Annotated in this window: 24 protein-coding genes and 1 tRNA gene; 16 read left to right on the forward strand and 9 right to left on the reverse strand. The window is 36.1% G+C overall.

What is annotated here, in order from left to right; all coding sequences use genetic code 11:
* Nucleotides 1–19: 19 nt before the first annotated feature.
* The 6 genes from tpiA to OCV67_RS07025 all read left to right on the forward strand — a co-directional run bounded on the left by tpiA (nt 20) and on the right by OCV67_RS07025 (nt 4,968).
* Nucleotides 20–796: a triose-phosphate isomerase gene (gene tpiA / locus OCV67_RS07000; protein WP_147643269.1), complete on the forward strand. Its 777-nt coding sequence runs from the start codon at nt 20–22 to the stop codon at nt 794–796.
* Nucleotides 786–1,058, forward strand: a complete 273-nt coding sequence (locus tag OCV67_RS07005; RefSeq protein WP_147643270.1) for a hypothetical protein — start codon at nt 786–788, stop codon at nt 1,056–1,058. The genes tpiA and OCV67_RS07005 overlap by 11 nt, the downstream gene beginning before the upstream one ends.
* A 28-nt stretch (nt 1,059–1,086) precedes the next feature.
* On the forward strand, nt 1,087–1,425 hold the full coding sequence (locus tag OCV67_RS07010; protein ID WP_147643271.1) for a short-chain dehydrogenase: 339 nt from the start codon (nt 1,087–1,089) through the stop codon (nt 1,423–1,425).
* A 22-nt stretch (nt 1,426–1,447) separates the two neighbouring features.
* Nucleotides 1,448–2,962, forward strand: coding sequence for a 2,3-bisphosphoglycerate-independent phosphoglycerate mutase (gene gpmI, locus OCV67_RS07015; RefSeq protein ID WP_147643272.1), 1,515 nt, complete (start codon nt 1,448–1,450; stop codon nt 2,960–2,962).
* Between the two features lie 137 nt (nt 2,963–3,099).
* Complete coding sequence (locus OCV67_RS07020; protein WP_147643273.1) at nt 3,100–4,419, forward strand: phosphoadenosine phosphosulfate reductase; 1,320 nt, start codon at nt 3,100–3,102, stop codon at nt 4,417–4,419.
* Nucleotides 4,420–4,968, forward strand: coding sequence for an IbrB-like domain-containing protein (locus OCV67_RS07025; protein ID WP_147643274.1), 549 nt, complete (start codon nt 4,420–4,422; stop codon nt 4,966–4,968).
* A gap of 60 nt (nt 4,969–5,028) precedes the next feature.
* Here OCV67_RS07025 and OCV67_RS07030 read toward each other — a convergent pair whose 3' ends face one another.
* The 4 genes from OCV67_RS07030 to OCV67_RS07045 form a co-directional block, all read right to left on the reverse strand.
* Complete coding sequence (locus tag OCV67_RS07030; RefSeq protein ID WP_147643275.1) at nt 5,029–6,207, reverse strand: dockerin type I repeat-containing protein; 1,179 nt, start codon at nt 6,205–6,207, stop codon at nt 5,029–5,031.
* A 559-nt stretch (nt 6,208–6,766) separates the two neighbouring features.
* Entirely contained in the window at nt 6,767–7,927 is a 1,161-nt protein-coding gene (locus OCV67_RS07035; RefSeq protein WP_147643276.1) for an ABC transporter permease, read from the reverse strand.
* Nucleotides 7,914–9,044, reverse strand: a complete 1,131-nt coding sequence (locus tag OCV67_RS07040; RefSeq protein WP_147643277.1) for an ABC transporter permease — start codon at nt 9,042–9,044, stop codon at nt 7,914–7,916. The genes OCV67_RS07035 and OCV67_RS07040 overlap by 14 nt, the downstream gene beginning before the upstream one ends.
* A 1-nt stretch (nt 9,045) precedes the next feature.
* Nucleotides 9,046–9,996 carry an ABC transporter ATP-binding protein gene (locus tag OCV67_RS07045; protein WP_147643278.1) on the reverse strand — a complete coding sequence of 317 codons (951 nt, stop codon included), beginning with the start codon at nt 9,994–9,996 and terminating at the stop codon, nt 9,046–9,048.
* Between the two features lie 167 nt (nt 9,997–10,163).
* Between OCV67_RS07045 and OCV67_RS07050 the strand changes: the two genes are divergently transcribed.
* From OCV67_RS07050 to OCV67_RS07075, 6 genes are all read left to right on the forward strand, one after another.
* Nucleotides 10,164–11,249: a sensor histidine kinase gene (locus OCV67_RS07050; RefSeq protein ID WP_147643279.1), complete on the forward strand. Its 1,086-nt coding sequence runs from the start codon at nt 10,164–10,166 to the stop codon at nt 11,247–11,249.
* Nucleotides 11,246–11,869: a response regulator gene (locus tag OCV67_RS07055; protein ID WP_147643280.1), complete on the forward strand. Its 624-nt coding sequence runs from the start codon at nt 11,246–11,248 to the stop codon at nt 11,867–11,869. The genes OCV67_RS07050 and OCV67_RS07055 overlap by 4 nt, the downstream gene beginning before the upstream one ends.
* 32 nt (nt 11,870–11,901) lie before the next feature.
* The gene (locus OCV67_RS07060) at nt 11,902–12,354 is read left to right on the forward strand and encodes a C-GCAxxG-C-C family protein (RefSeq protein ID WP_147643281.1); all 453 of its coding nucleotides are present in this window, start codon (nt 11,902–11,904) and stop codon (nt 12,352–12,354) included.
* A gap of 197 nt (nt 12,355–12,551) precedes the next feature.
* Entirely contained in the window at nt 12,552–15,194 is a 2,643-nt protein-coding gene (gene adhE, locus OCV67_RS07065) for a bifunctional acetaldehyde-CoA/alcohol dehydrogenase (protein ID WP_147643282.1), read from the forward strand.
* 225 nt (nt 15,195–15,419) lie between these two features.
* Nucleotides 15,420–15,493, forward strand: a tRNA-Gly gene (locus tag OCV67_RS07070).
* A 103-nt stretch (nt 15,494–15,596) separates the two neighbouring features.
* A complete protein-coding gene (locus tag OCV67_RS07075) occupies nt 15,597–16,232 on the forward strand; it encodes a nucleotidyltransferase domain-containing protein (protein ID WP_262644402.1) in 636 nt (211 codons plus the stop codon).
* Nucleotides 16,233–16,332: 100 nt separating this feature from the next.
* Here the strand turns inward: OCV67_RS07075 and OCV67_RS07080 are convergent, their stop codons facing one another.
* The 5 genes from OCV67_RS07080 to OCV67_RS07100 form a co-directional block, all read right to left on the reverse strand.
* Nucleotides 16,333–17,358, reverse strand: coding sequence for an NAD(P)H-dependent amine dehydrogenase family protein (locus OCV67_RS07080; RefSeq protein ID WP_147643284.1), 1,026 nt, complete (start codon nt 17,356–17,358; stop codon nt 16,333–16,335).
* A gap of 225 nt (nt 17,359–17,583) precedes the next feature.
* On the reverse strand, nt 17,584–18,222 hold the full coding sequence (locus OCV67_RS07085) for a dockerin type I repeat-containing protein (RefSeq protein WP_147643285.1): 639 nt from the start codon (nt 18,220–18,222) through the stop codon (nt 17,584–17,586).
* Between the two features lie 203 nt (nt 18,223–18,425).
* Nucleotides 18,426–18,950 carry a DUF2935 domain-containing protein gene (locus OCV67_RS07090; protein ID WP_178085036.1) on the reverse strand — a complete coding sequence of 175 codons (525 nt, stop codon included), beginning with the start codon at nt 18,948–18,950 and terminating at the stop codon, nt 18,426–18,428.
* 24 nt (nt 18,951–18,974) lie between these two features.
* Nucleotides 18,975–19,199, reverse strand: coding sequence for a hypothetical protein (locus tag OCV67_RS07095; protein WP_147643287.1), 225 nt, complete (start codon nt 19,197–19,199; stop codon nt 18,975–18,977).
* On the reverse strand, nt 19,145–20,107 hold the full coding sequence (locus tag OCV67_RS07100; protein WP_147643288.1) for an amidoligase family protein: 963 nt from the start codon (nt 20,105–20,107) through the stop codon (nt 19,145–19,147). Before OCV67_RS07100 ends, OCV67_RS07095 begins: the two co-directional genes overlap by 55 nt.
* 132 nt (nt 20,108–20,239) lie before the next feature.
* Here OCV67_RS07100 and OCV67_RS07105 point away from each other — a divergent pair, with 132 nt between their 5' ends.
* The 4 genes from OCV67_RS07105 to OCV67_RS13720 all read left to right on the forward strand — a co-directional run.
* Nucleotides 20,240–20,437 carry a hypothetical protein gene (locus tag OCV67_RS07105; protein ID WP_147643289.1) on the forward strand — a complete coding sequence of 66 codons (198 nt, stop codon included), beginning with the start codon at nt 20,240–20,242 and terminating at the stop codon, nt 20,435–20,437.
* Nucleotides 20,424–21,035, forward strand: a complete 612-nt coding sequence (locus OCV67_RS07110; RefSeq protein ID WP_262644405.1) for a phage tail tape measure protein — start codon at nt 20,424–20,426, stop codon at nt 21,033–21,035. Before OCV67_RS07105 ends, OCV67_RS07110 begins: the two co-directional genes overlap by 14 nt.
* A 100-nt stretch (nt 21,036–21,135) precedes the next feature.
* Entirely contained in the window at nt 21,136–21,756 is a 621-nt protein-coding gene (locus OCV67_RS07115; protein ID WP_262644406.1) for a phage tail tape measure protein, read from the forward strand.
* Nucleotides 21,743–21,826, forward strand: an 84-nt coding sequence (locus tag OCV67_RS13720) for a dockerin type I domain-containing protein (RefSeq protein ID WP_394802687.1), incomplete at its 3' end; no start/stop codon positions are given. The genes OCV67_RS07115 and OCV67_RS13720, both read left to right, overlap by 14 nt.

Genomic DNA, 21,826 nt, shown 5'->3' on the forward strand with positions numbered 1-21,826 from the left:
AATAATAAGGAGTTAAGTAATGAACAAGTCACTAAGAAAGGCAATTATTGCCGGTAACTGGAAAATGAATAAAACAAGACCGGAAGCTAAGGAGCTTCTTGAAGCTATTAAGCCACTGGTTGCAAATGCTGACGGTAAGGTTGAAGTAATCGCATGCGTACCTTTCACAAACCTTGAAACAGCTATCAATACAACAGCAGGTTCAAATGTTAAAATCGGCGCAGAAAATGTCCACTTTGAAAAAAGCGGTGCATTTACTGGCGAAATTTCAGCTGATATGCTGGTTGAACTTGGTGTTGAATATGTTGTAATAGGTCACTCTGAAAGAAGACAGTATTTCGGCGAAACAGATGAAACAGTAAACAAGAGAACAAAGGCAGCTCTTGCAGCAGGTCTTAAGCCGATCGTTTGCGTAGGCGAGCTTCTCTGGGAACGTGAATGCAATATTACAGAAGAAGTTATTGCACGTCAGATCAAGCTTGATCTTTATGATGTTACTGCTGAGGACGTTAAGAAAACTGTTATCGCTTACGAACCAGTATGGGCTATCGGTACAGGCAAGACTGCTACAGCTGATCAGGCAGAAGAGGTTTGCGGATTTATCCGTGCGACTCTTGCAAAGATTTATGATAAGGCAACTGCTGATGCAGTTACAATTCAGTACGGCGGTTCAATGAACGCAGGCAATGCCGCTGAACTTCTTTCTAAGCCTAACGTTGACGGCGGTCTTATCGGAGGAGCTTCACTTAAGGCAGCTGATTTCAATACTATTGTTCAGGCTGCTGTTGAAGGCTGATAATAAAAACACAAAAATCGGAATCCTAAAGACAATTGGACTAATTGGTCTGATTGTCTGGATTTCATTTTTCATTATTGATTTTTCTCTCATGAAGCATGAAAATGAACCGATTTTCTGTATGGAAACTGGTGTTGACGATGGAGGTTCGGTTATTTATACAGGACTTGGATATGTTATTGAAAAAGTTGTAGATCATGATGAATACTTTAATAATGGCAATCAGGTTTTCATTTGGAACATACGTCCATGGTTTATGTGAATACTTTCTAATATATAAGGAGAGAAGTATGCCCTGTACTCATGAATTTGGAATAATTGAACATTTTTCCAGTCGGATTAAAAAATATTCAAAATACCAACCTGAAAAATATAATTGTATTTCAATTGATGATGATTATATTTTGCCTCTTGGAGAAAAACTTTATGGTATAAAAATGATTAATCCGTGTTTGAATGAAAAGTGTAAAACTCTTTGTTATTACGGAGTGACAATTATACCAGTTGAATCACTTAGCCAGTTCAGAACTGTATTTATTGAAGAGAATAATCATGTATATAATCAGATGATTTCGCTTATTGACAGAGCAATCGCTGAACAGAAAAATATTATACACTATGGTGTATAAATTTGAAAGGAATTGATTTTACATGACTAAAAAGCCTGTTGCATTAATTATTATGGACGGTTTTGGTTACAATGCCAGTGATTACGGCAATGCCATTACTGCTGCAAATACACCGAATCTTGACAAGTATATGCAAGGACCCCATACTCTTATCGGCGCCAGTGGACTAGATGTTGGTCTGCCGGACGGTCAGATGGGCAACTCTGAAGTAGGTCATACAAACATCGGTGCCGGAAGAATAGTTTATCAGATGTTGGTTAAGATTTCTAAATCAATTCAAGACGGGGATTTCTTTGAAAATCCTGCATTGAAGTCAGCTATGGAAAACTGTAAGGAAAAAAATTCTTCTCTCCATCTTATGGGACTTCTTTCACCGGGTGGTGTTCATAGTCATATGGAGCATCTTTACGGTCTGCTTGAAATGGCAAAGAAAAACGGTATTGAAAAAGTTTATGTTCATGCGTTTCTTGACGGACGTGACGTTCCGCCGTCATCTGCTGCTGAATATATGCAGCAGGCTTGCGATAAGATGAAGGAAATCGGAGTTGGCTCGGTTGCTACTGTTATGGGTCGTTTCTATGCTATGGACAGAGACAATGCTTGGGACAGAGTTGAAAAGGCTTATAATGCAATGGTATTGGGCGAAGGTGTTGAAGGCTGTTGTCCAGTACAGGCAATAAAAGATTCATATACAAATGGTGTTACTGATGAATTTATGCTGCCGACTGTATGCGATAAAAACGGTATGGTAGGGGAGAACGACAGCGTTATTTTCTTTAATTTCCGTCCTGATCGTGCAAGACAAATCACAAGAGCTTTTGTTGAAGAAGGTTTCAGCGGATTTGAACGTAAAAAGGGATTTTTCCCGTTAAACTTTGTATGTATGGCTCAGTATGACGCTACAATGCCTAATGTTTCAGTTGCATTCCCTCCGGAAGCGCTTGAAATGACATTCGGCGAATATGTAAGCAAAATGGGCAAGACGCAGCTTAGAATTGCTGAAACTCAGAAATATGCTCATGTAACATTTTTCTTTAACGGCGGCGAAGAAAAAACATTTGACGGCGAGGACAGAATTCTTATTAAGTCTCCAGATGTAGAAACATTTGATATGAAGCCGGAAATGAGTGCTTACGAGGTTACTGATTCCGTAGTTGAAGCCATTAACAGCGATAAATATGACGCTATTATTTTAAATTATGCAAATTGCGACATGGTTGGTCATACCGGTGTATTTGACGCCGCTAAAGCTGCTGTTGAAGCAGTTGACGAATGTGTCGGCAGAACAGTTGAAGCTGTTCTTGCTAAGGGCGGTGCAGCATTTATTACAGCTGACCACGGCAATGCTGATAAAATGTATGAAGCTGACGGTTCACCGTTTACCGCTCATACAACAAATCCTGTTCCGTTTATTGTTGTGGGTTACGACTGTGAACTCCGTGAAGGCGGAGTATTGGCAGATATTGCACCTACAATGCTTAAAGTCATGGGATTGGAACAGCCTGCTGAAATGACCGGAACTTCTATAATTAAATAATATTTTTATAATAGTAAACTTCCATACGGATTCTTTTAATTCGTATGGAATTTTTTTATATTTTTAGGAGAAAAAATGGAAAAAATTTGAAATTTGTCGTATTATCTGATATAATGTATACAAGGCAGGTGATAGAAATGGTAAGAAATTATCTGAATATTAATGTATATGAAGCATTTCAAAACAGAATGGAGTATATATTTCAGGAATTTGAAAATATATATGTATCTTTTAGCGGCGGAAAAGACAGCGGACTCCTCTTAAATCTTGTTCTTGATTATATGAAATCTCATAATATTAAAAAAAAGCTCGGTGTATTTCATCAGGATTTTGAAGCACAGTATGCAGTTACAACAAGTTATGTTCAGGAAACATTTGAAAAAAATCTTGATTTTATTGAACCATATTGGGTCTGTTTGCCTATGGCGACAAGAACTGCGCTTAGCAGCTATGAAATGTACTGGTATCCATGGGACGATACCAAAGAAAATATTTGGATCAGACCTATGCCTGACAAACCGTATGTGATTCATTTAAATAATAACCCTTTTTATTATTACAAATATAGAATGCATCAGGAAAGTCTGGCTAAGCAATTTGGCAGATGGTACAAAGAAATTCATGGAGGGGGAAAGACAATTTGTCTTTTAGGAATCAGAGCTTCTGAATCAATTCGGCGATACAGTGCATTTTTAAATAAAAAATATGGTTATAACGGTACCTGTTGGATCTCTAAAATGTTTAAGGACGTCTGGAACGCTTCGCCATTGTACGATTGGAGCGTAAATGATATCTGGACAGCTAATTATAAATTCGGGTATTCATATAATCCTCTTTATGATTTGTATTACAAGGCAGGTCTTAAACCTGAACAGATGCGTGTTGCATCACCGTTTAATGATTATGCAAAGGACAGTCTGCATTTATACCGTACTTTGGAACCGGATACTTGGGTTAAGCTTTTGGGACGAGTTCAGGGAGTAAATTTTACTTCAATTTATGGCAGAACTACCGCTATGGCATATAGAAACATTAAGCTTCCGGAAGGACACACATGGAGATCATATGCCGAATTTCTTTTAAATACTCTTCCGAAGCGTCTTAGAAAGAATTATGTTGAAAAATTTAAAACATCTATAAAGTTCTGGCACGAAACCGGCGGCGGATTATCTGAAGAAACTATTCGTGAGCTGACAGAAAAAGGGTATAAAATTAAAAGAAACGGAGTATCAAATTATACGCATGACAAAAAATCTAGAATAGTATTTATTGGAAAAATTCCTGATCATACTGATGATATTCTTTCAACAAAGGAAATTCCCAGTTGGAAACGAATGTGTGTATGCATTCTTAAAAACGATCATGCCTGTAAATCTATGGGATTTGCAGAAACTAAAAAACAGAGAGAACGTATTGATAGAATCAAAAGAAAATATAAAAGCTTGGAGGCGTTATAATTGGAATTTATTAGTCCTGTTTATGATGTAAAACCTGTACCCATTGAAAAAATCGTACCGAATACATATAATCCGAATGCTGTTGCACCCCCTGAACTAGAACTTCTGTATGACAGTATTAAAGAGGACGGCTATACTATGCCGGTAGTTTGTTATTACTCTTCTAAAGATGATTTGTATGTTATTGTGGACGGTTTTCATCGTTATCGGGTCATGTTGGATCACAAAGATATTTATGATCGGGAAAAAGGATTGCTTCCGGTTTCTGTAATTAATAAACCTTTGGCACAAAGAATGGCAAGTACTGTACGTCATAACAGGGCAAGAGGAACTCATGATGTTGATCTTATGGGAAATATTGTAAGGGAGCTTCATGATTTAGGTCGGTCTGACGCATGGATTTCCAAGCATCTTGGAATGGATAAAGACGAAATTTTGCGTCTGAAGCAGATAACAGGACTGGCAGCTTTATTTAAGGATATAAATTTCGGTCAAGCTTGGGTACCGGAAGAAAATACGGAGTCTGAAAAAGAGAAGGAGTTACTTTAATTGGTTAAAAATTTAGACGCTGTTATTACAACAGTGCGCCTATATAAGTTAAAATCCAAATTATTTCATATATTCAATAATATTAGCAATTATTTCAGGGGAATTATATTTTATTCCATTTTTGCCAAATAAAATTGCAAATGCAAAATTATCGGCAATGCATTCTTCAGCGGCAGTTACATATTCCGTATTTTTACCGATAACTTCCCAGAAATCCGAAGCATCATCTATAGAGTAAGTTTCTGAAAGGTTGTCTGTTGGTATAAGAACTGTTGAACTCCAGCTTAATAAATCATCGCCTTCTTTTTCAAAGGGTTTTGTTAAATACCATACCATATAACAATTACGTTTTTTACCGTTTATGGTAAACGTTGCGTAGGAATCATATTTAACGTCAGGATTTGAAATTATATTTTCTTTTATATTTTGAGGAAAATCTGGTTCTTCATCTGCAACTGAAAATCCAATCATTTTATACATATCCTTTTTAAATTGGGGATTAGAACGGGTAAGGCAATGGAAGATTTCATGAGTAATAATCTTTTTTAGAAGACTTGAATTGGATTTTGATACTAATGTGTTTGAAAGATAAATTTGGTTTTGCAGCGTATATCCGTAGGAACCTAATTCGTCTTCAGCAGTTGTATTAATAAATATTAATTCTTCATTCAGCGGAAGTTTATATCTGTTGCTGTCTATTTGCTTCTGTATTTCGGCAATTGCATCTGAAATTAATTTCTTTTGTTCAGCTGTAAATTCTAATATCTGAGCTTTACTGTATTCCTTGTATTCATCAAGTGTTGTATCATTTTTTTGCATTCGGTAATTTAAATCCTGTTGTGACATGTTATTAAGATAATTTTCATTTCCCATTTTTAAAGAAATTCCTTCGGATTTATCAGCGAAACGAAATTTAATTTCACATTTTTCTAAAGATTTGTTAGCAAGATATTTTGCAATAGACGCAGCGTCTGCTGCGGTGATTTTTCCGTCCTCATTAAAATCGGCATTGGGGTAATCTTCAAGGTTTATTTTTTTACCTGCAATTGATGCTTCAGCCAATGTTTTGGCAATAAATGCTGCGTCGCTGGCTCTTAAAACTCCGTCTCCGTTGGCGTCGCCTTTGATCGTTGACACCGCTGCATTTACAGAAATCAAGTCAAGGTTATATATACTGCCAAGCATTGAAAAAGCTAATGCAGATGATATAGCGGATTTTATTATTTTATTTAATTCCATACTATCCCCTATTTCACCATAAAAAATTAACAATTTTTTTATAAATATTATATCACCATTGCGCATATACGTCTATATGCAGTGTTATACAAATATAATAAATAAAGTTTGTTAATGTTTTTATTTGGTAATTAAAAACTGATTATCGGAAGATATGAAATTAAAAAATCAATATTACTGATGTTTTACAAAAGCTTCAGCGTGTTGAAAAATAGGACATTTATCGCTTTCTGAACAAACGTGGTTGTAGAATTCCTGATATACGCATTCCATTGAATCCTTTTTATATGTATTTATGTCGCATAACTTATACCTGACATTTACAAAATAATTTGTATTTTGAATTGGACAAAAATCAAAATATGGTTTTATTATATACATCCCAATATACCCCTTATTATTTAATAAACTGATTAATTTATTAAATTATATCATTGATTCCAGTTTTTGTCAATGTTATTTTACCCTAAATATTCTATATAAAAATTAATATATAAAAAAGTCCGGTGTAAACCGGACTTTTATCGTTCTGCCAGTGGAACTGTTTATCATCTGTTCGCTAGTTACTGCTTGATCTGATTTTAGTTTTTGCAACAAGAAGAACAACTGAAAAAATTGCAACTGCAAATAATAATTCTATGCCAAGATATGAGAAATACTTTGAACTGCTGAATAATTCATCTGATATACCGGCAAGCATGTTGTTTGCTCTGATAAACCAGTATGCGGGGAGGAAATGAGCCACATTAATGACCGCTTCTCCCAAGAATTTCTGGGGAACAAATACGCCGCAGAGAAAGCTCATTCCAAGACCAATAGTATTTGCAATCATATCAGTAGCTTTAGGACTGGGAGCTAATACCGATATCAACAGTGTCATTGAAAGAACAACAAGCATGAATACTAAGCTGTTGAGAACTGCAAGCAGACCTTCTCTGCATAAAAGCATTTTACCGCAGAGTATCAAGGCGGCAATCATGAAAATAAGCCAGATGATAACTGCATAAATGATAGCTCCCAAGGTAATCTGAAAGGTTTGTTTTGTAGTAGATACAGGTGAACAGTTTGTTCTGCTTCTGATTTCCTTTTTATTTATTGTCAGAAGAGCAGGGCATAGGCATGAGATCATTATAGCTATAAATATATATGGTAAATACTGAAAATAATAGTATATATATTCACTGTTGAAGCTTCCGGAATCAGAAAAATTTTCGGTTTTAACTTTAATTTCACTGTTGCTTGTCTGTGCTGTTTTTGATATAGCGTCGTCAATACTGAATCCGCCTGCGATATAACATGATAGATTTGTAACATACTGATCCAACTGAGATTCAAATAGTGCAGTTGAATATGTTCCGGATACCTTATAATTAGAAAACAGATCGTCAACTTCTCCGGCAGAAATTTTGTCTGAATATCCCTCTTTTATAGTAAGAACGTAGTCTGTACTCTGATAGTAAAGAGAATCCAGAATAGTGTCTTTGTCAGTATCAATATCTTGAATATTGTGATTGGAGCTTATGTAATCAACAAGTTTTTGGCTTGCAGCGGTATTATCCATATCTATTATGCATATGCTTAATTTAGTTTCTTTGAAATTATTATCTTTGGCAGATTGATTTGCCATTAAAATTGAAATTATCATAAAGATGCCAATATATAACAGAGCTGAAAATTTCTTTTTTCCGGCAATTTTTGCAAATGCCTTAAAGACTTGCATATTTCTTCCTCCTTGTCAGTAAAAATCCTCCGATTGTAAATATTACGGATAAAATCAGAAGCGTAACGAATTTTTCGGTATATCTTTTATAATCATCGTAAATATTTAAACAATAGAATAAATCTGAAATGAGAGCTGCCGGATTTATTTTGTTGATAATCGGCGCATTCTGTTCAATGACAGCTTTCATATTTCCGAACATCAGACCGCTTAAAAAGCATGACAGCATTGTTACCGACATTGAAATTGCCATTTTCACATTTTGATTTAGTCTTCCGAATGAACCTATAAAGAATCCCATTGTAACTCCGGTAAGACTGCCTACAGCACCTGATAAATATACCATAGGTATTTTATCGCCCATATCTACTTTAAGTATAAATAATATATAAGAAATTCCTATGCTGACGCATATAACCTGAGCGACAAAACTTGCAAGTAAGCTGGCTGTTATGGAGGTAAGCTTGTTAGTTGGTGAAATACATTTTCTAGCAGCAATTGCAGATAGATTTCCCTGATTATTTATAGCAATATATAATCCGCTAATAGAGCCGAAAAATGCAGCCATTGCTATAAGATTGTAAAAGTATTGAATGTATGTATCCATATTTCCATTTGATAGGGAAAGACTTTCGTTGCAGTTTATTTCCTGTGACATGGCATCGACTACGGATTGAAGATTCTGCGGATTGTTATTTACAGTTTCCATTATAATTGATTCACGTATTTGATATTGATCAAGAAATGATTTAATAATAGTTTGCTTTATGCCGTCATTTGAAACGGTAAGGGAAAGCTCGCTGTCCACGTTTATTATTCCGATGATATCATTTGTTTTCAGCATATCAAGTGCGGTTTGGCTATCAGTAAATTTAGAATCAAACATAGCATCTTCTCCGGAAGACAGTTCTTTTATTACTTCTTTAAAGGCAGTATTTTCAGTATTTTCAACGATTGCCACCGGTATTTTATTGAACATAGATTCCTTTTCATACATACTGTTAAAGGCAACATAAAAAAATGTTCCAAGAATAATAGGGAATGCAAGGATCCAGAATAAAAACTCCTTTTGCCTGAATGCATTTTTTAAGGAATACTTAAAATTATGAAAAAACATTTTAATCCTCCTTGTCTCTAAGTTCCTTACCTGTTATTTCAAGAAATACATCATTAAGAGTAGGAAGTTCTGAAAATACTCTTCCGAAAGGAACATTATTTTGAGTCAGTACATCAAGGATACGCACGAGGTTATGCTTTCCGCCGCTGCAATATACCATCAATTTATTATCGTTATAACTGACTTCGTAAACATGAGGAAGATCATTTATCTTAGATATAATTCTGTCTTCAAGATCTAGGACTTCAATTGTGACAGTTTCAGTATTTTTGATCATTTTTTTCAGTTCGTCTTTTGTACCTATTGCAAGATTTTTTCCTTTGTCCATAATTGCAATTCGAGTACAAAGCTGTTCTACTTCTTCCATGTAATGAGAAGTATATATAATAGTAGCACCGTTTCGGTTAAGCTCAGCGATACCTTCAAGTATTTTGTTTCTGCTTTGCGGATCGACTGCAACGGTCGGTTCGTCAAGTATGATAAGCTTTGGTTTGTGGGCAATGCCACAGGCTATATTCAGTCGTCTGAGCAGACCGCCCGATAGTTTTTTCGGATGGAATTTTATAAAGTCCTGCAAACCTGCAAATTCGATTGCTTCCTGTACATATTGCTTTCTCAGACTTTTATCTGTTATGTAAAGACCGCAGAAGTAATTAATATTTTCGTAAACATTCAGTTCATTGAAAACTGCTACGTTCTGCATTATAATACCGATTTGTTTTTTTATTTTATAATTGGAAGGAGTCATTTTTTCTCCGAAAATTTCTATTGTACCCTTATCAAATGAAAGCAGGGATAACAGACAATTGATAGTTGTTGTTTTTCCGGAACCGTTTGGTCCCAGCAGACCGAAAATTTCGCCCTCTTTGATTTCCAGATTAAAATGGTCAAGGGCTATAAGTTCTTTGTATCTTTTAACCAAGTTTTCTATTTTGACTACTGTTTTTGCCAATTTTATTTCCTCCTCATAAAGTTATACTAACATTATAAAATAAAATTGATATTATGTGAAGTGAAAAAAGTCACTTTTTTATATGACATTTGTCATATAGAATTTTTTTGAAATATAGACATATGGAAAATTTTATGTTAAAATAAAATTATAGAGGGGAGGACAGTGTGAATAAAATTACGAATAAGCTTGCAGTACTTGTATTATGCATTATCTTAATAACTGATTATGGCGAAAGCGCTATACTGTCTATTGCTGCATTTTTAATATCAGTATCATTATCTTCGATGAGTCAATGCTTTATCGGAAGCAGAATTTCTGCTGCGGTCCAGTTTGTATATATCGTACTTTGCTTTTATAATCCTGTGTTTTGCTGTATGCTCCCTTTGATGTTTTATGATATAATGTCTGAAAGAAAAATATTTTTTGAAATTCTTACCGGAACAGTATTACTTTTTAATATAAAAAGGTTTGGATATGTTCAGATAGTATTGATTTTTGCTATTATTGCTGTTAGCTTTCTTTTGGAAAAGCGTACCTCTGAGCTTGAAACGGCACAAAATAAATTGATTGAAACGAGAGACCAGTCGGAGGAAGTAAATATTCTGCTGACTGAAAAAAATAGGTATTTATGTGAAAGAAGAGATCATGAAATAAGAATTGCGGTCTTAACTGAAAGAAACAGAATAGCAAGAGAAATTCATGATAATGTAGGACATATGCTATCTAGAACGCTTCTTCAGATGGGTGCACTTCTTGTGACAAATAAGGATGATAAACTCAGACCGGAACTTGAAAAAGTTAAGGATACTCTTAATGAAGCAATGACAAGTATAAGAGAAAGTGTTCATAATCTTCATGATGATTCTGTAGACTTGAAAAATACTGTTATTGAGTTGACAAAGCCTTTGAAAGATAGTTTTAAAGTTAAGCTTGATATGGATTTTTCTGAGGATATTCCCAAAAATATAAAGTTCTGCTTTATAGGAGTTATAAAAGAGGGAATATCAAATATAATTAAATATAGCAACGGTGATTCAGTTATTATTACTATACGTGAACAACCGGCTTTTTATCAGCTTGTGATCGAGGATAACGGTACAAATAACAATGGTATTATTTACAGTGATGGAATTGGTCTTGAAAACATGAAAATCCGTACGGAAAGCCTGGGCGGTATATTTAAGTACTATTCTGAAAAAAATAAATTTAAAATATTTATTTCAATACAAAAGCAAGGAAGAATGTTATGAATATAGTAGTTGTAGATGATGATAACTTGGTTGCACTTTCACTTAAAACTATTTTGGAGGCTTCTGAAGACTTAAAGGTTGCTGCAATTGGCAGCAGCGGTGAGGAGGCAATTAAACTGTATGACGAGTTTGATCCCGATGTCCTTCTTATGGATATACGTATGTCTGGAATGACGGGAATTGAAGCAGGAGAAAAAATACTTGAAAAGCATAGTGATGCAAAAATACTGTATCTGACTACATTTTCAGATGACGAATATATTGTTAAAGCATTAAAAATCGGTACTAAAGGATATATTTTAAAGCAGAATTTTGAATGTATTGTCCCAGCACTGAAAACTGTTATGAAAGGACAAACCGTTTTCGGAGACGAGGTAATAAACAAACTGCCTGTTCTTATGAAAAAAACATCATATTTTGATTATGAAAAATACGGGATCAATGATAAGGAAAAAGATATAATCAGTCTTGTTGCTCAAGGATTAAGCAATAAGGAAATTGCAACTGAATTGTTTTTGAGTGAAGGGACAGTCAGAAATTATTTAAGCAGTATCCTTGAAAAACTTGAACTCAGAGACCGTACTCAGCTTGCGATTTTTTATTATAACAATAATAAATGAATAATATTGACATAAACGGAGGAATACTAATAATGAGTAAATCAGAAAAAGCTAAAGAATTATTTACAAAAGGCTATAATTGTTCACAGGCGGTACTGGGGGCATTTGCTGAAGACCTTGGAATGGATTTTGAAACTGCTATGAAATTATCTTCGTCGTTCGGCGGAGGTATGGGAAGAATGCGTGAGGTGTGTGGTACGGTAAGCGGAATGTTTATGGCAGCAGGACTTAAATATGGATATTTTCTTCCTGATGACAGAACCGGTAAAACAGAGCATTACAAAAGAATTCAGGAGCTTGCAGAAAAATTCAAGGAAAAAAATAAGTATATTGTATGCCGTCAGCTTCTGGGACTTGAGGGTAATGACAGCAGTTATGTTCCTTCGGAAAGAACGGGAGAATACTATAAAAAGCGTCCGTGCGTTGAACTGGTAGGGGATGCAGCGGAAATTCTTGAAGAATATTTTCAGGAAAATCCAATATAAACTAAATTGGTTTTTTTATAAAACAATTTGGCATATTGCAATAAAGGCTGTCAAAATATGCCTTAGTTTTCGGCATAAAAAATATCTTTAAAAGGTTGACAAAAAAATAACAATATGATATAATAACATTGTTAAGAAATTAACAATGCAAATAAGAAAGTACAAATAAAATTTTTATATTTTCAGGAGGATGCATTATGGCTAAGAAAGAAGAACCAAAGATTACTGCTGAACAGCCGCAGGTTGATCCTAAGGTAATGATTGACGGTCTGGTTCAGAAGGCAAAGGTTGCTCTGGATGAGTACATGAAGCTTGATCAGGAACAAATCGACAATATTACAAAGGCTGCTGCTCTTGCAGGTCTTTCAGCACAGATGGAACTGGCTAAGATGGCTGTTGAAGAAACAGGCAGAGGTATTTTTGAAGATAAGGTAACAAAGAATATTTTCTCTACAGAATATATCTGGCACTCAATCAAGTACGAGAAGACAGTAGGCGTTATTGAAGACAATGTAGACGAAAGCTACCTTGAAATCGGCGAACCTGTAGGTATCGTTGCAGGTGTTACACCGGTTACAAACCCAACATCTACAACAATGTTCAAGGCGATCAGCTGTCTTAAGACAAGAAATCCGATCATCTTCGGTTTCCACCCAAATGCTCAGAAATGTTCAGTAAGAGCTGCTGAGATTATCAGAGATGCTGCTATTGCAGCAGGCGCTCCTGAAAATTGCGTACAGTGGATTGAAACACCTTCAATTGAAGCTACAGGTTTCCTGATGAATCACGCTGACGTTTCTACAATTCTTGCTACAGGCGGTCCGGGAATGGTTAAGGCTGCTTATTCAGCAGGTAAACCGGCATTGGGCGTTGGTCCTGGTAATACACCATGCTATATTGAAAAATCAGCAAAAATCAAGCAGGCTGTTAATGACCTTATTCTTTCTAAGTCATTTGACAATGGTATGATCTGTGCTTCAGAACAGGCTGCTATTATTGATACAGAAGTTTATGATGAAGCAGTTGCTTTTATGAAAGAACATGGCTGCTACTTTGCAAAGCCTGATGAGATCCAGAAGATTCAGGATGTCGTTATCAATGTTGAAAAGATGGCAGTTCAGCCTTGGGTTGTTGGACAGTATCCATGGCAGATTGCTGAAAAGGCTGGTATCACAATTCCTAAGGAAACTAAAGTTCTCTGTGTAGAAATAGGCGGTACAAACGCTGAAAAGTATCCTTTGGCACTTGAAAAGCTTTCACCTGTTCTGGCAGTTGTTAAGGCTGATACAACTGATCATGCATTTGAAATGTGTGAAGAAATGTTAAAGCACGGTGCCGGTCATACAGCTGTTATTCATTCTTCAAATGAAGAGCTTATTGAAAAGTACGGAGAAACAATGAAGGCAAGCCGTATCGTTGTTAACTCACCGGCTTCATTTGGTGCTATCGGTGATGTTTACAATTCAATGGCTCCGTCACTGACACTTGGCTGCGGTTCTTACGGTAAAAACTCTGTATCAGAAAACGTTACAGTTAAGAACCTTATTAACAGAAAGAAAGTTGCTAAGAGGAGATTGAATATGCAGTGGTTTAAGGTTCCTGAAAAGATTTATTTTGAACCGGGTTCAGTTCAGTATCTTGCAAAGATGCCTGACATGCACAGAGTCATGATCGTTGCTGACCCTGGTATGGTTCAGTTTGGTTATGTTGAAAGAGTAACATATCAGCTCAACAAGAACGCTAACAAGCCTACAGTTGAAATCTTCAGCGAAGTTGAACCGGATCCTGATCTCACAACAGTACGTAAGGGTGTTGAAGTGATGAATTCATTCCAGCCTGACGTTATCGTTGCTCTCGGCGGCGGTTCTGCAATGGACGCAGCTAAGGCTATGTGGCTGTTCTACGAGAATCCGGATGCTGACTTTATCGGTATGGCTCAGAAGTTTATGGATATCCGTAAGAGAGTTTACAAGTTCCCTAAGATGGGTAAAAAGGCAAAGATGGTTTCAATTCCTACAACTTCCGGTACAGGTTCAGAAGTTACTTCATTTGCCGTTATTTCAGATAAGAGCAAGAATATGAAGTATCCTCTTGCTGACTATGAGTTGACTCCTGATGTTGCTATCATTGATCCGGAATTTGTTTATACAGTTCCTAAGGCATCTACAGCATTTACAGGTCTTGACGTTTTAACACATGCTATTGAAGCATATGTTTCAGTTCTTGCAAATGATTATACAGACGCTCTTGCACTTCATGCAATCAAGCTTGTGTTTAAGTATCTGCCTACATCATATGCTACGGCTGATCCTGAAGCAAGAGAGAAAATGCATAATGCTTCCTGTATCGCAGGTATGGCATTTACAAACGCATTCCTCGGTGTTAACCACTCATTGGCTCATAAGCTTGGCGGTGAATTCCATATTCCTCATGGTCTTGCAAATGCTTATCTGCTGCCGCACGTTATTGAGTATAATGGTGAACCGACTCCTACAAAGTTCGCAGCATGGCCAAAATATGATCACTATATTGCTCCTGAACGTTATGCTGAAATTGCAAAAATGATGGGATTTGTTCCGCAGAATGCAACAGCTCAGGAAGGTGTTAAGGCTTTGGCAGACGCTGTAAGAAAGCTTATGACAGACGTTGGTATTCCACTTTCAATTAAAGAAGCCGGTGAAATTGACAAGAGATCATATATTGAACCTAAGGTATTTGAGGACGCTCTTGATGACTTGGCATACAAGGCATTTGATGACCAGTGCACAACTGCTAACCCTCGTCTTCCAAGAATCGATGAACTTAAGAAGCTTTATATGCTCGCTTACTACGGTAAATAATTTACTATATATAATTAAGTACGCTTTGAGTTTCAAAGCGTACTTTTTATTATATTATAATTTCATTTACAGTGATTCTGTACAAATTATTTTAATTATATTAAAAGTAATATACAATATTAACAAAATTAAAAAAAGATAAAAAAACTGTTGACATATATCAAAAACTGTGATATAATTAATATTGTTGATTGAGGAATAATTTATTATAAAAAATAATATTATGCAGGTGTAGTTCAATGGTAGAATTCCAGCCTTCCAAGCTGGCTACGTGGGTTCGATTCCCATCACCTGCTCCAAAATACGCCGTTTGCAAGAAATTGCAAACGGCGTTGTTTTTATATAAAATTAAGCAGTGAGACACCTATACTAAAATAATAAACTTATATGAAAGGAAAAGTTATGTTGGAAAATTGGCTTCAAGACTTTACGAAAAAAATAAACGAAAGTTTCCCGAAACGTATAATTTTCATTGGCATTCAAGGCAGTTACGCAAGAGGTGAAGCAACTGAAAACAGTGATATTGACGTTGTTGTGATTTTCGATAAATTAATTTATTCCGATATAAAGCGTTACGATGAAATCATAAGCAAAATGCCTATGCGTGAAAAGATATGCGGTTTTATTTCAGGTAAAAAAGAACTTGAAAATTGGGACAGATCTGATCTTTTTCAATTTTATCATGATACCATAGCGCTGTATGGCAGTTTGAATTTTATAAAAAATCTGATAACCAACAAAGATATTTCCCGTGCGGTCAGGCTAGGCGCTTGTAATATTTATCATATGTGCGTTCATAATGCAATTCATGAAAAAAGCGACGATATTTTAAAATCTTTGCTTAAATCGGCTTTCTTTGTAATTCAAGCAAAGTATTATCTTGAATGTGAAGAATATATAAATAAAAGAAAAATATTGCTTGAAAATATCAATTTACAGGATAAAGAAATATTATTGTTGAATCCCACAGATGATCTTGATTTTGTATCGCAAAAATTAATTGCCTGGTCGGCAAATTTAATAGCTAAAGATTTATAAATTTATAAAATCCATTAAAACGGCTGTAAGCTACCAATTGCTTACAGCCGTTTAAATTTACGCAGTTTATCTGATTATCGAATGGGTCTAATTACTTTTATCAACAGTAAAATTCTATTGGATAGGCTAAATACGAAATTTCATTTAATTCATCAACAGTTACCAAACCTGACGGCGCATTTAAAACGCTTGGAATACGATTCACAATAGTTGCGCATGTATGCTCAACTGTAGCAGGTTTGACTACATGAAATTCTGTATCCGGTTCTCCTATTATTTTCCAATCGCACATATCACCATCATCAGGACCGTATACCTTGCCTATACATCTGGTTTCAATTATTGGACCTTGAAATGTTTCAGTTTTTACAACAGCTGCCATTCCAATACACTCTCCCTTAGGAATTATTCGCTGCATTGTAGAGGAGTAAACATCTTCTTCCTTAAAATAAGGAACACATTTTTGCGTCTGACTTTTAATTGTAAGTCCAAGCTTTGCAGCAAGGCTTTCGTTTGAATTCCATACATAGCACGGTTCTATAGTTTCAGGATGTGCAATTTGATTTTCAAATTCTTCTGCGTTTAATCCTACTCCATGAGCCTTTGCTAAAGCCAGTCCGTAATCCTCAACATTATAGCTTACTGCGCCTTCGATTTTTTTGATGCTATTACAACTCCCGGCAATCATACCAACCATGTTTATCCAGAAAGTATCTTCCATGCCGCTTCCGACAAATGTACAGCCATGTTCTTTGGCAATTACGTCAAGAGTGTTAGCACGTACAGGATCTGTTGTCCAACAATAGGTAGCTTCCTCGCAGGTTGAAATGACATTGATTCCACGGCTTAGACATTTAACATAATGTTCGTAGCAGTCACTAACCAGACTGAAAAGTGTAACAACTGCGATATCAGCATCAGTATTGTCCAAAACTTCGTCGGCATTGCTGTTGATAATCACACCAGTTTTTACACCAAGCTCTGCAAAATCACCAATATCCATACCAACCACTTCAGGATCTATATCAATTGCACCTACAATCTGAACTCCATGTTCATACATATATCGCAATGTATATTTACTCATTTTTCCGCATCCATACTGAATAGCTTTAATTTTTTCCATAATTAATAATCCTCTTTCCTTAAACAATTCCACACAGCCAACGGCTAAGTGTTTTACTGAAAAATCTGTACCTTGCTATTATTATATACCAAATACTGCGTATCATTCGCTTACAATATGGTAAACCTTGTACTTGTTCAGTGTGCTTTTTACACTGCCCATGACAAATATAAAACGACCTTTTTACAAAAGGTCGTTTGTATACATTTATTAAATTATTCTTGACTACTTATCAAAATCTTCTAAATTCAGAATATATTTTCTCAACAGTTCATAGTCATCTTCATCTACATTCAAATCTCCGTTTGCATCTGCTGCTCTCAAAGCGTTTCCTGATAATGTATTTGAACTTAAATGCTCTTTTAATTTAAGTAAATCATTACTTTTTACTTCTCCATCTTGATTAATATCTCCAACCAAAACTATATCTCTAGATACTGTTGATATAGGAAGGCTTGCTCCAGCTGTATTTTTCACACTGGTTACTTTATATGATTCAAGATAATCAGTTAGATTGCTTACGCTTGTTGGCGCATCAAATGAAACATACATCAACGTTCCTTGCGTATTAATATTAGACGTATTATTGTAGCTGACATCCATTACTCCATATGTATCCTGAGAAAACCCATGAGATCCCCCTAAATTTCCCTTGATAACTTTTTTAACCTCTACTATATTGTAATTATATTCCAGATGTGATGTCATTTTTGACACTCCAGAATTATTAGTCTTTAAGCTATAATAAATTCTGAAAGTCTTATTATATGATGCTGCATTAGCTGTCATCATACTGCCAAACGACATAGTTGCTATTGCGGCTGTTAAAAGTGATGCAATTGTTTTTTTCATTTTTGATTTCATTTTAATTACTCCAATACTTTAATATTATAAATATAAAAAATTGTATTTATACTTATAACCAAATAATACCATATAATTTTATTTTTTTCTATTGATTTTTTTAACAAAAATTTAAATATATATTGTATATTTTTACTTGTTTTTTAGGCATCTGTGAACAATTATTATAAACATAATGAAGAAAATCCTTTTAATGTTTCACTTCAAATTGACTCAACAGGATGCGTCGAGAGTAATATAACTGTTGAGGAATCTGCTTTTTCTGCAATAATCTGTGCATTATGACAGCTATTTAACAAAGCTGAATAATCTGCCGCAAACGTATCAGCAGAGTTTATTAACTCAGTTTCTGACGAATCCAGCAGACCTCGTATAAAAAGAGCATGCTCCATCATACTTTGATTCCAGAAGCATTCAACCTCTTTCATAGACTGCATATCGATTTTTCCGTCTGTTTCAAGCATTTGTACATACTTATGATAAAGCTTTGCTTCTCGTAATATATGCTCAATCAGCAGCAGATAATTCATTGTAAACATCTGATAGCTGAGTACTTTATTAAGAATCTCTTCTTTCAGCGCAATCAAGCCGTTAAGCAGCCTGATAGCCATTCGATTCAAAGCCTTTACCTGACCAAATCTGTTTGTAATTTCATGGCAGTTGCAACTGCTTAAATTCAATTCTCTTTCAGTAATATTGCGGTTAATGAAGTAAAAATACAGCGGCACTAAATTACCGCCGATTCTCAAAAATCAATCCCTGTTAAATTCGTCCATCATTCTCTGATACTCCTTTTCTTCACAGTCAATATAATCCTTAGTGAACTGCTCAACTTCATCAATACTGTTTTTCATCAGTTCAAAATCAACCGCAGCGGAGAAAATATCAATCTCTACATTTTCGGATTCGTCAGAAAATACCTCTATCCTGAACCCCTCGCAGGCAACGATCTCACCGTCCTCATTTTCTCTCGGCAAATAACCTCATCGGGTACGTTATCGGATTGCTGCTGAACCGCCCTCATAGGCTCGACACGCTTCTCACGGGCGGCTTGTCGCGCAGCTTTAAGACGTTCTCGCTGCTTAATCACATATTCGGGGTGAAGCCAAGCAATATTGCCTTCAAGATGTGAAAGCAGATGTTTTCTGCAATTTTTACACTCCGGTCCGTTTAATCCAATGCGAATCAGCCAGCAGCGAAATGTATAGCGAGTATTCTCGCTCTGAGTCACACGGGGACTTGCAGATTTCTGGGTCAACGCCTGATTGCTAACCGCCAACACCAGCGAAATATATGCTCTCAGCACACCAGCATTCAATCTGCTGTTGAAGGCTCTTACTTCGATATTATTGTCAGTAAAGACTGGGTGTAAATTGAGGCAACGATATCTTGACTGATCGTAATGTGAGTGATAATCAGCGTCATCATTATACCAAAGATGTTTTATCGTCTGAATTTCCCGTGGCTTTATCTTGTTAAGTTTTTCAAGAAAATGCTTGTCAACCTTTTTGCAATAGGTATTTTCACGATTTGAATCAACCTGTAAAGCCTGATACAACATATCCTCTTTACTGGCAAAAATATTTACCAAGTTCCTCAATGTCCGAGCATCATATGGTTCAAAATCGATGTGAATATGGATTCCTGTCGACTCATTGCAGATACCTCCGCTTCGCCGAATGGAACGCACAACCTCCTGCAAAAGAGCCATGACCTCATACTCCAAAATTGGAGTAACAAGTTCCACAGAATATTTTTTTGAAGCCGGATAACCGTCCTTAGTTGTACAATGAATGCTTGCGTCAGACATGATTTTCCATAGCCTGTCCTGATTATCATAAACATCGTATCGGACCAGAGAGGCAGCTGCAAAGGCAATAAGCAAAGTTTTGGGCGGTTCGCCGAGGCATTTCGGCGGGAGCTATGATCGAGCCTGTGCATTCTACCTCCACACCATGTTTTTGCTGCAGCTTGCAAATTAGATTTTGCAGGTTGTTTTTAGTTGGGAGGCAGTAATTTGTCAGGAAATTTTGAAGGGATTAAGGTATGGGAGATATGGCTTAACAAGGCTACAGGCAAAACATGGGGAGAATTCAGAGACTTAGTAATACCGCCGGAAATTGAAACGCCGGATATTTCTGAAATGCTTGCAGAATCAAGCCGCACTTTAGCAAATTTCAATCCTTATGAGGAGGCGGAACATGGAAATATTTAAACTATTTGGTAAAATAGCTGTTGATAATTCCGAAGCTAACAGGGCGATTAATGAAACTGTGGGGAACGTAGGAAACGCTGAACCAAGAATGTCCAAAGTCCTAAAGAAAATAGGAGCAGCGGTTGTTGTCGCATTTGCTGTCGATAAAATAAAGGATTTTGGCAAGGCGTGTATAAGCGCAGGAATGGACTTTGATTCACAGATGTCGACTGTTGCGGCGATATCAGGAGCAACAGGCGAGGAATTTGAAATTCTGAGAGCCAAAGCACAAGAAATGGGTGCTACAACTGCATTTTCCGCAACTGAATCAGCACAAGCTATGGAATATATGGCAATGGCTGGTTGGAAAACCACTGATATAACAAACGGACTTGCCGGAGTAATGAATTTAGCGGCAGCTTCCGGTGAAGATTTGGCTGCAACCTCTGATATTGTAACGGACGCTATGACTGCTTTCGGAATGAGTGCAGAAGAAAGTACTCATTTTGCTGATGTACTCGCCAAAGCAGCTACAAATTCAAATATCAATGTAGGCATGATGGGAGAAACATTTAAGTATGTTGCTCCGTTCATTAACAGATTCAGACGGAAAAACTAAATCATTCGGAGAAACGCTGTCTGATTTGCGAATAAGCTTTGCAGACCTTGACGAAGTCTAGAAAACCCAGTACGCTTCTGCAATCGCCGGAAAAGAAGGAATGTCGGGACTGTTAGCGTTGATTAATTCAAGCGATGAAGATTTCGATAAGCTTACAGATTCTATAAAGAATTGTACGGGCGCGTCTGAGAAAATGGCAGAAATCAGACTAGACAATCTTGAGGGTGATGTTACGCTTTTTAAATCTGCATTGGAAGGCGCACAAATAGCCATTTCAGATAAGCTTACTCCGGTTCTGCGTAATCTTGTGGAGAAGGCTACAGATTGGCTGCCAACAGTGCAGGATAAGCTTTTATCTGCTATTGATGTTGTTATGGATATTGGAAAATATCTTGCACAAGAGCTTACACCGATATTAAGCAGCATAGGTAAATCTGTTCTACCGATAATTAAGGACGTTCTTAAATCAGCAAAAGCTATTATTGAGCAGCTAGTACCTGTTATAAAAAATATTTGGAAATTTGCTGAGCCTGTCTTTAAAATAGTGGTAGATACAATAGACTTAATTGTGGAATATCTTCCGACACTACTTCAAGATGTTCTTGATTTTATTGACCCATTGAATTTGATTCATAAAGAGACAAGTCAAGTATCTGAAGAATATCTTAAAATGGCTGATAGACGGAAGTGCCATAACCCAAGACCTAATAGCACGTGCTGATATGAATCTTGACGGTATGGTAACGAAGGAAGATTTGGCACTTTTAAACCGATATGTTTCCAGTGACGGG

It is taken from the genome of Porcipelethomonas ammoniilytica (genome assembly GCF_025567485.1).
In the GTDB taxonomy this organism is placed as follows: Bacteria; Bacillota; Clostridia; order Oscillospirales; family Ruminococcaceae; genus Porcipelethomonas; species Porcipelethomonas ammoniilytica.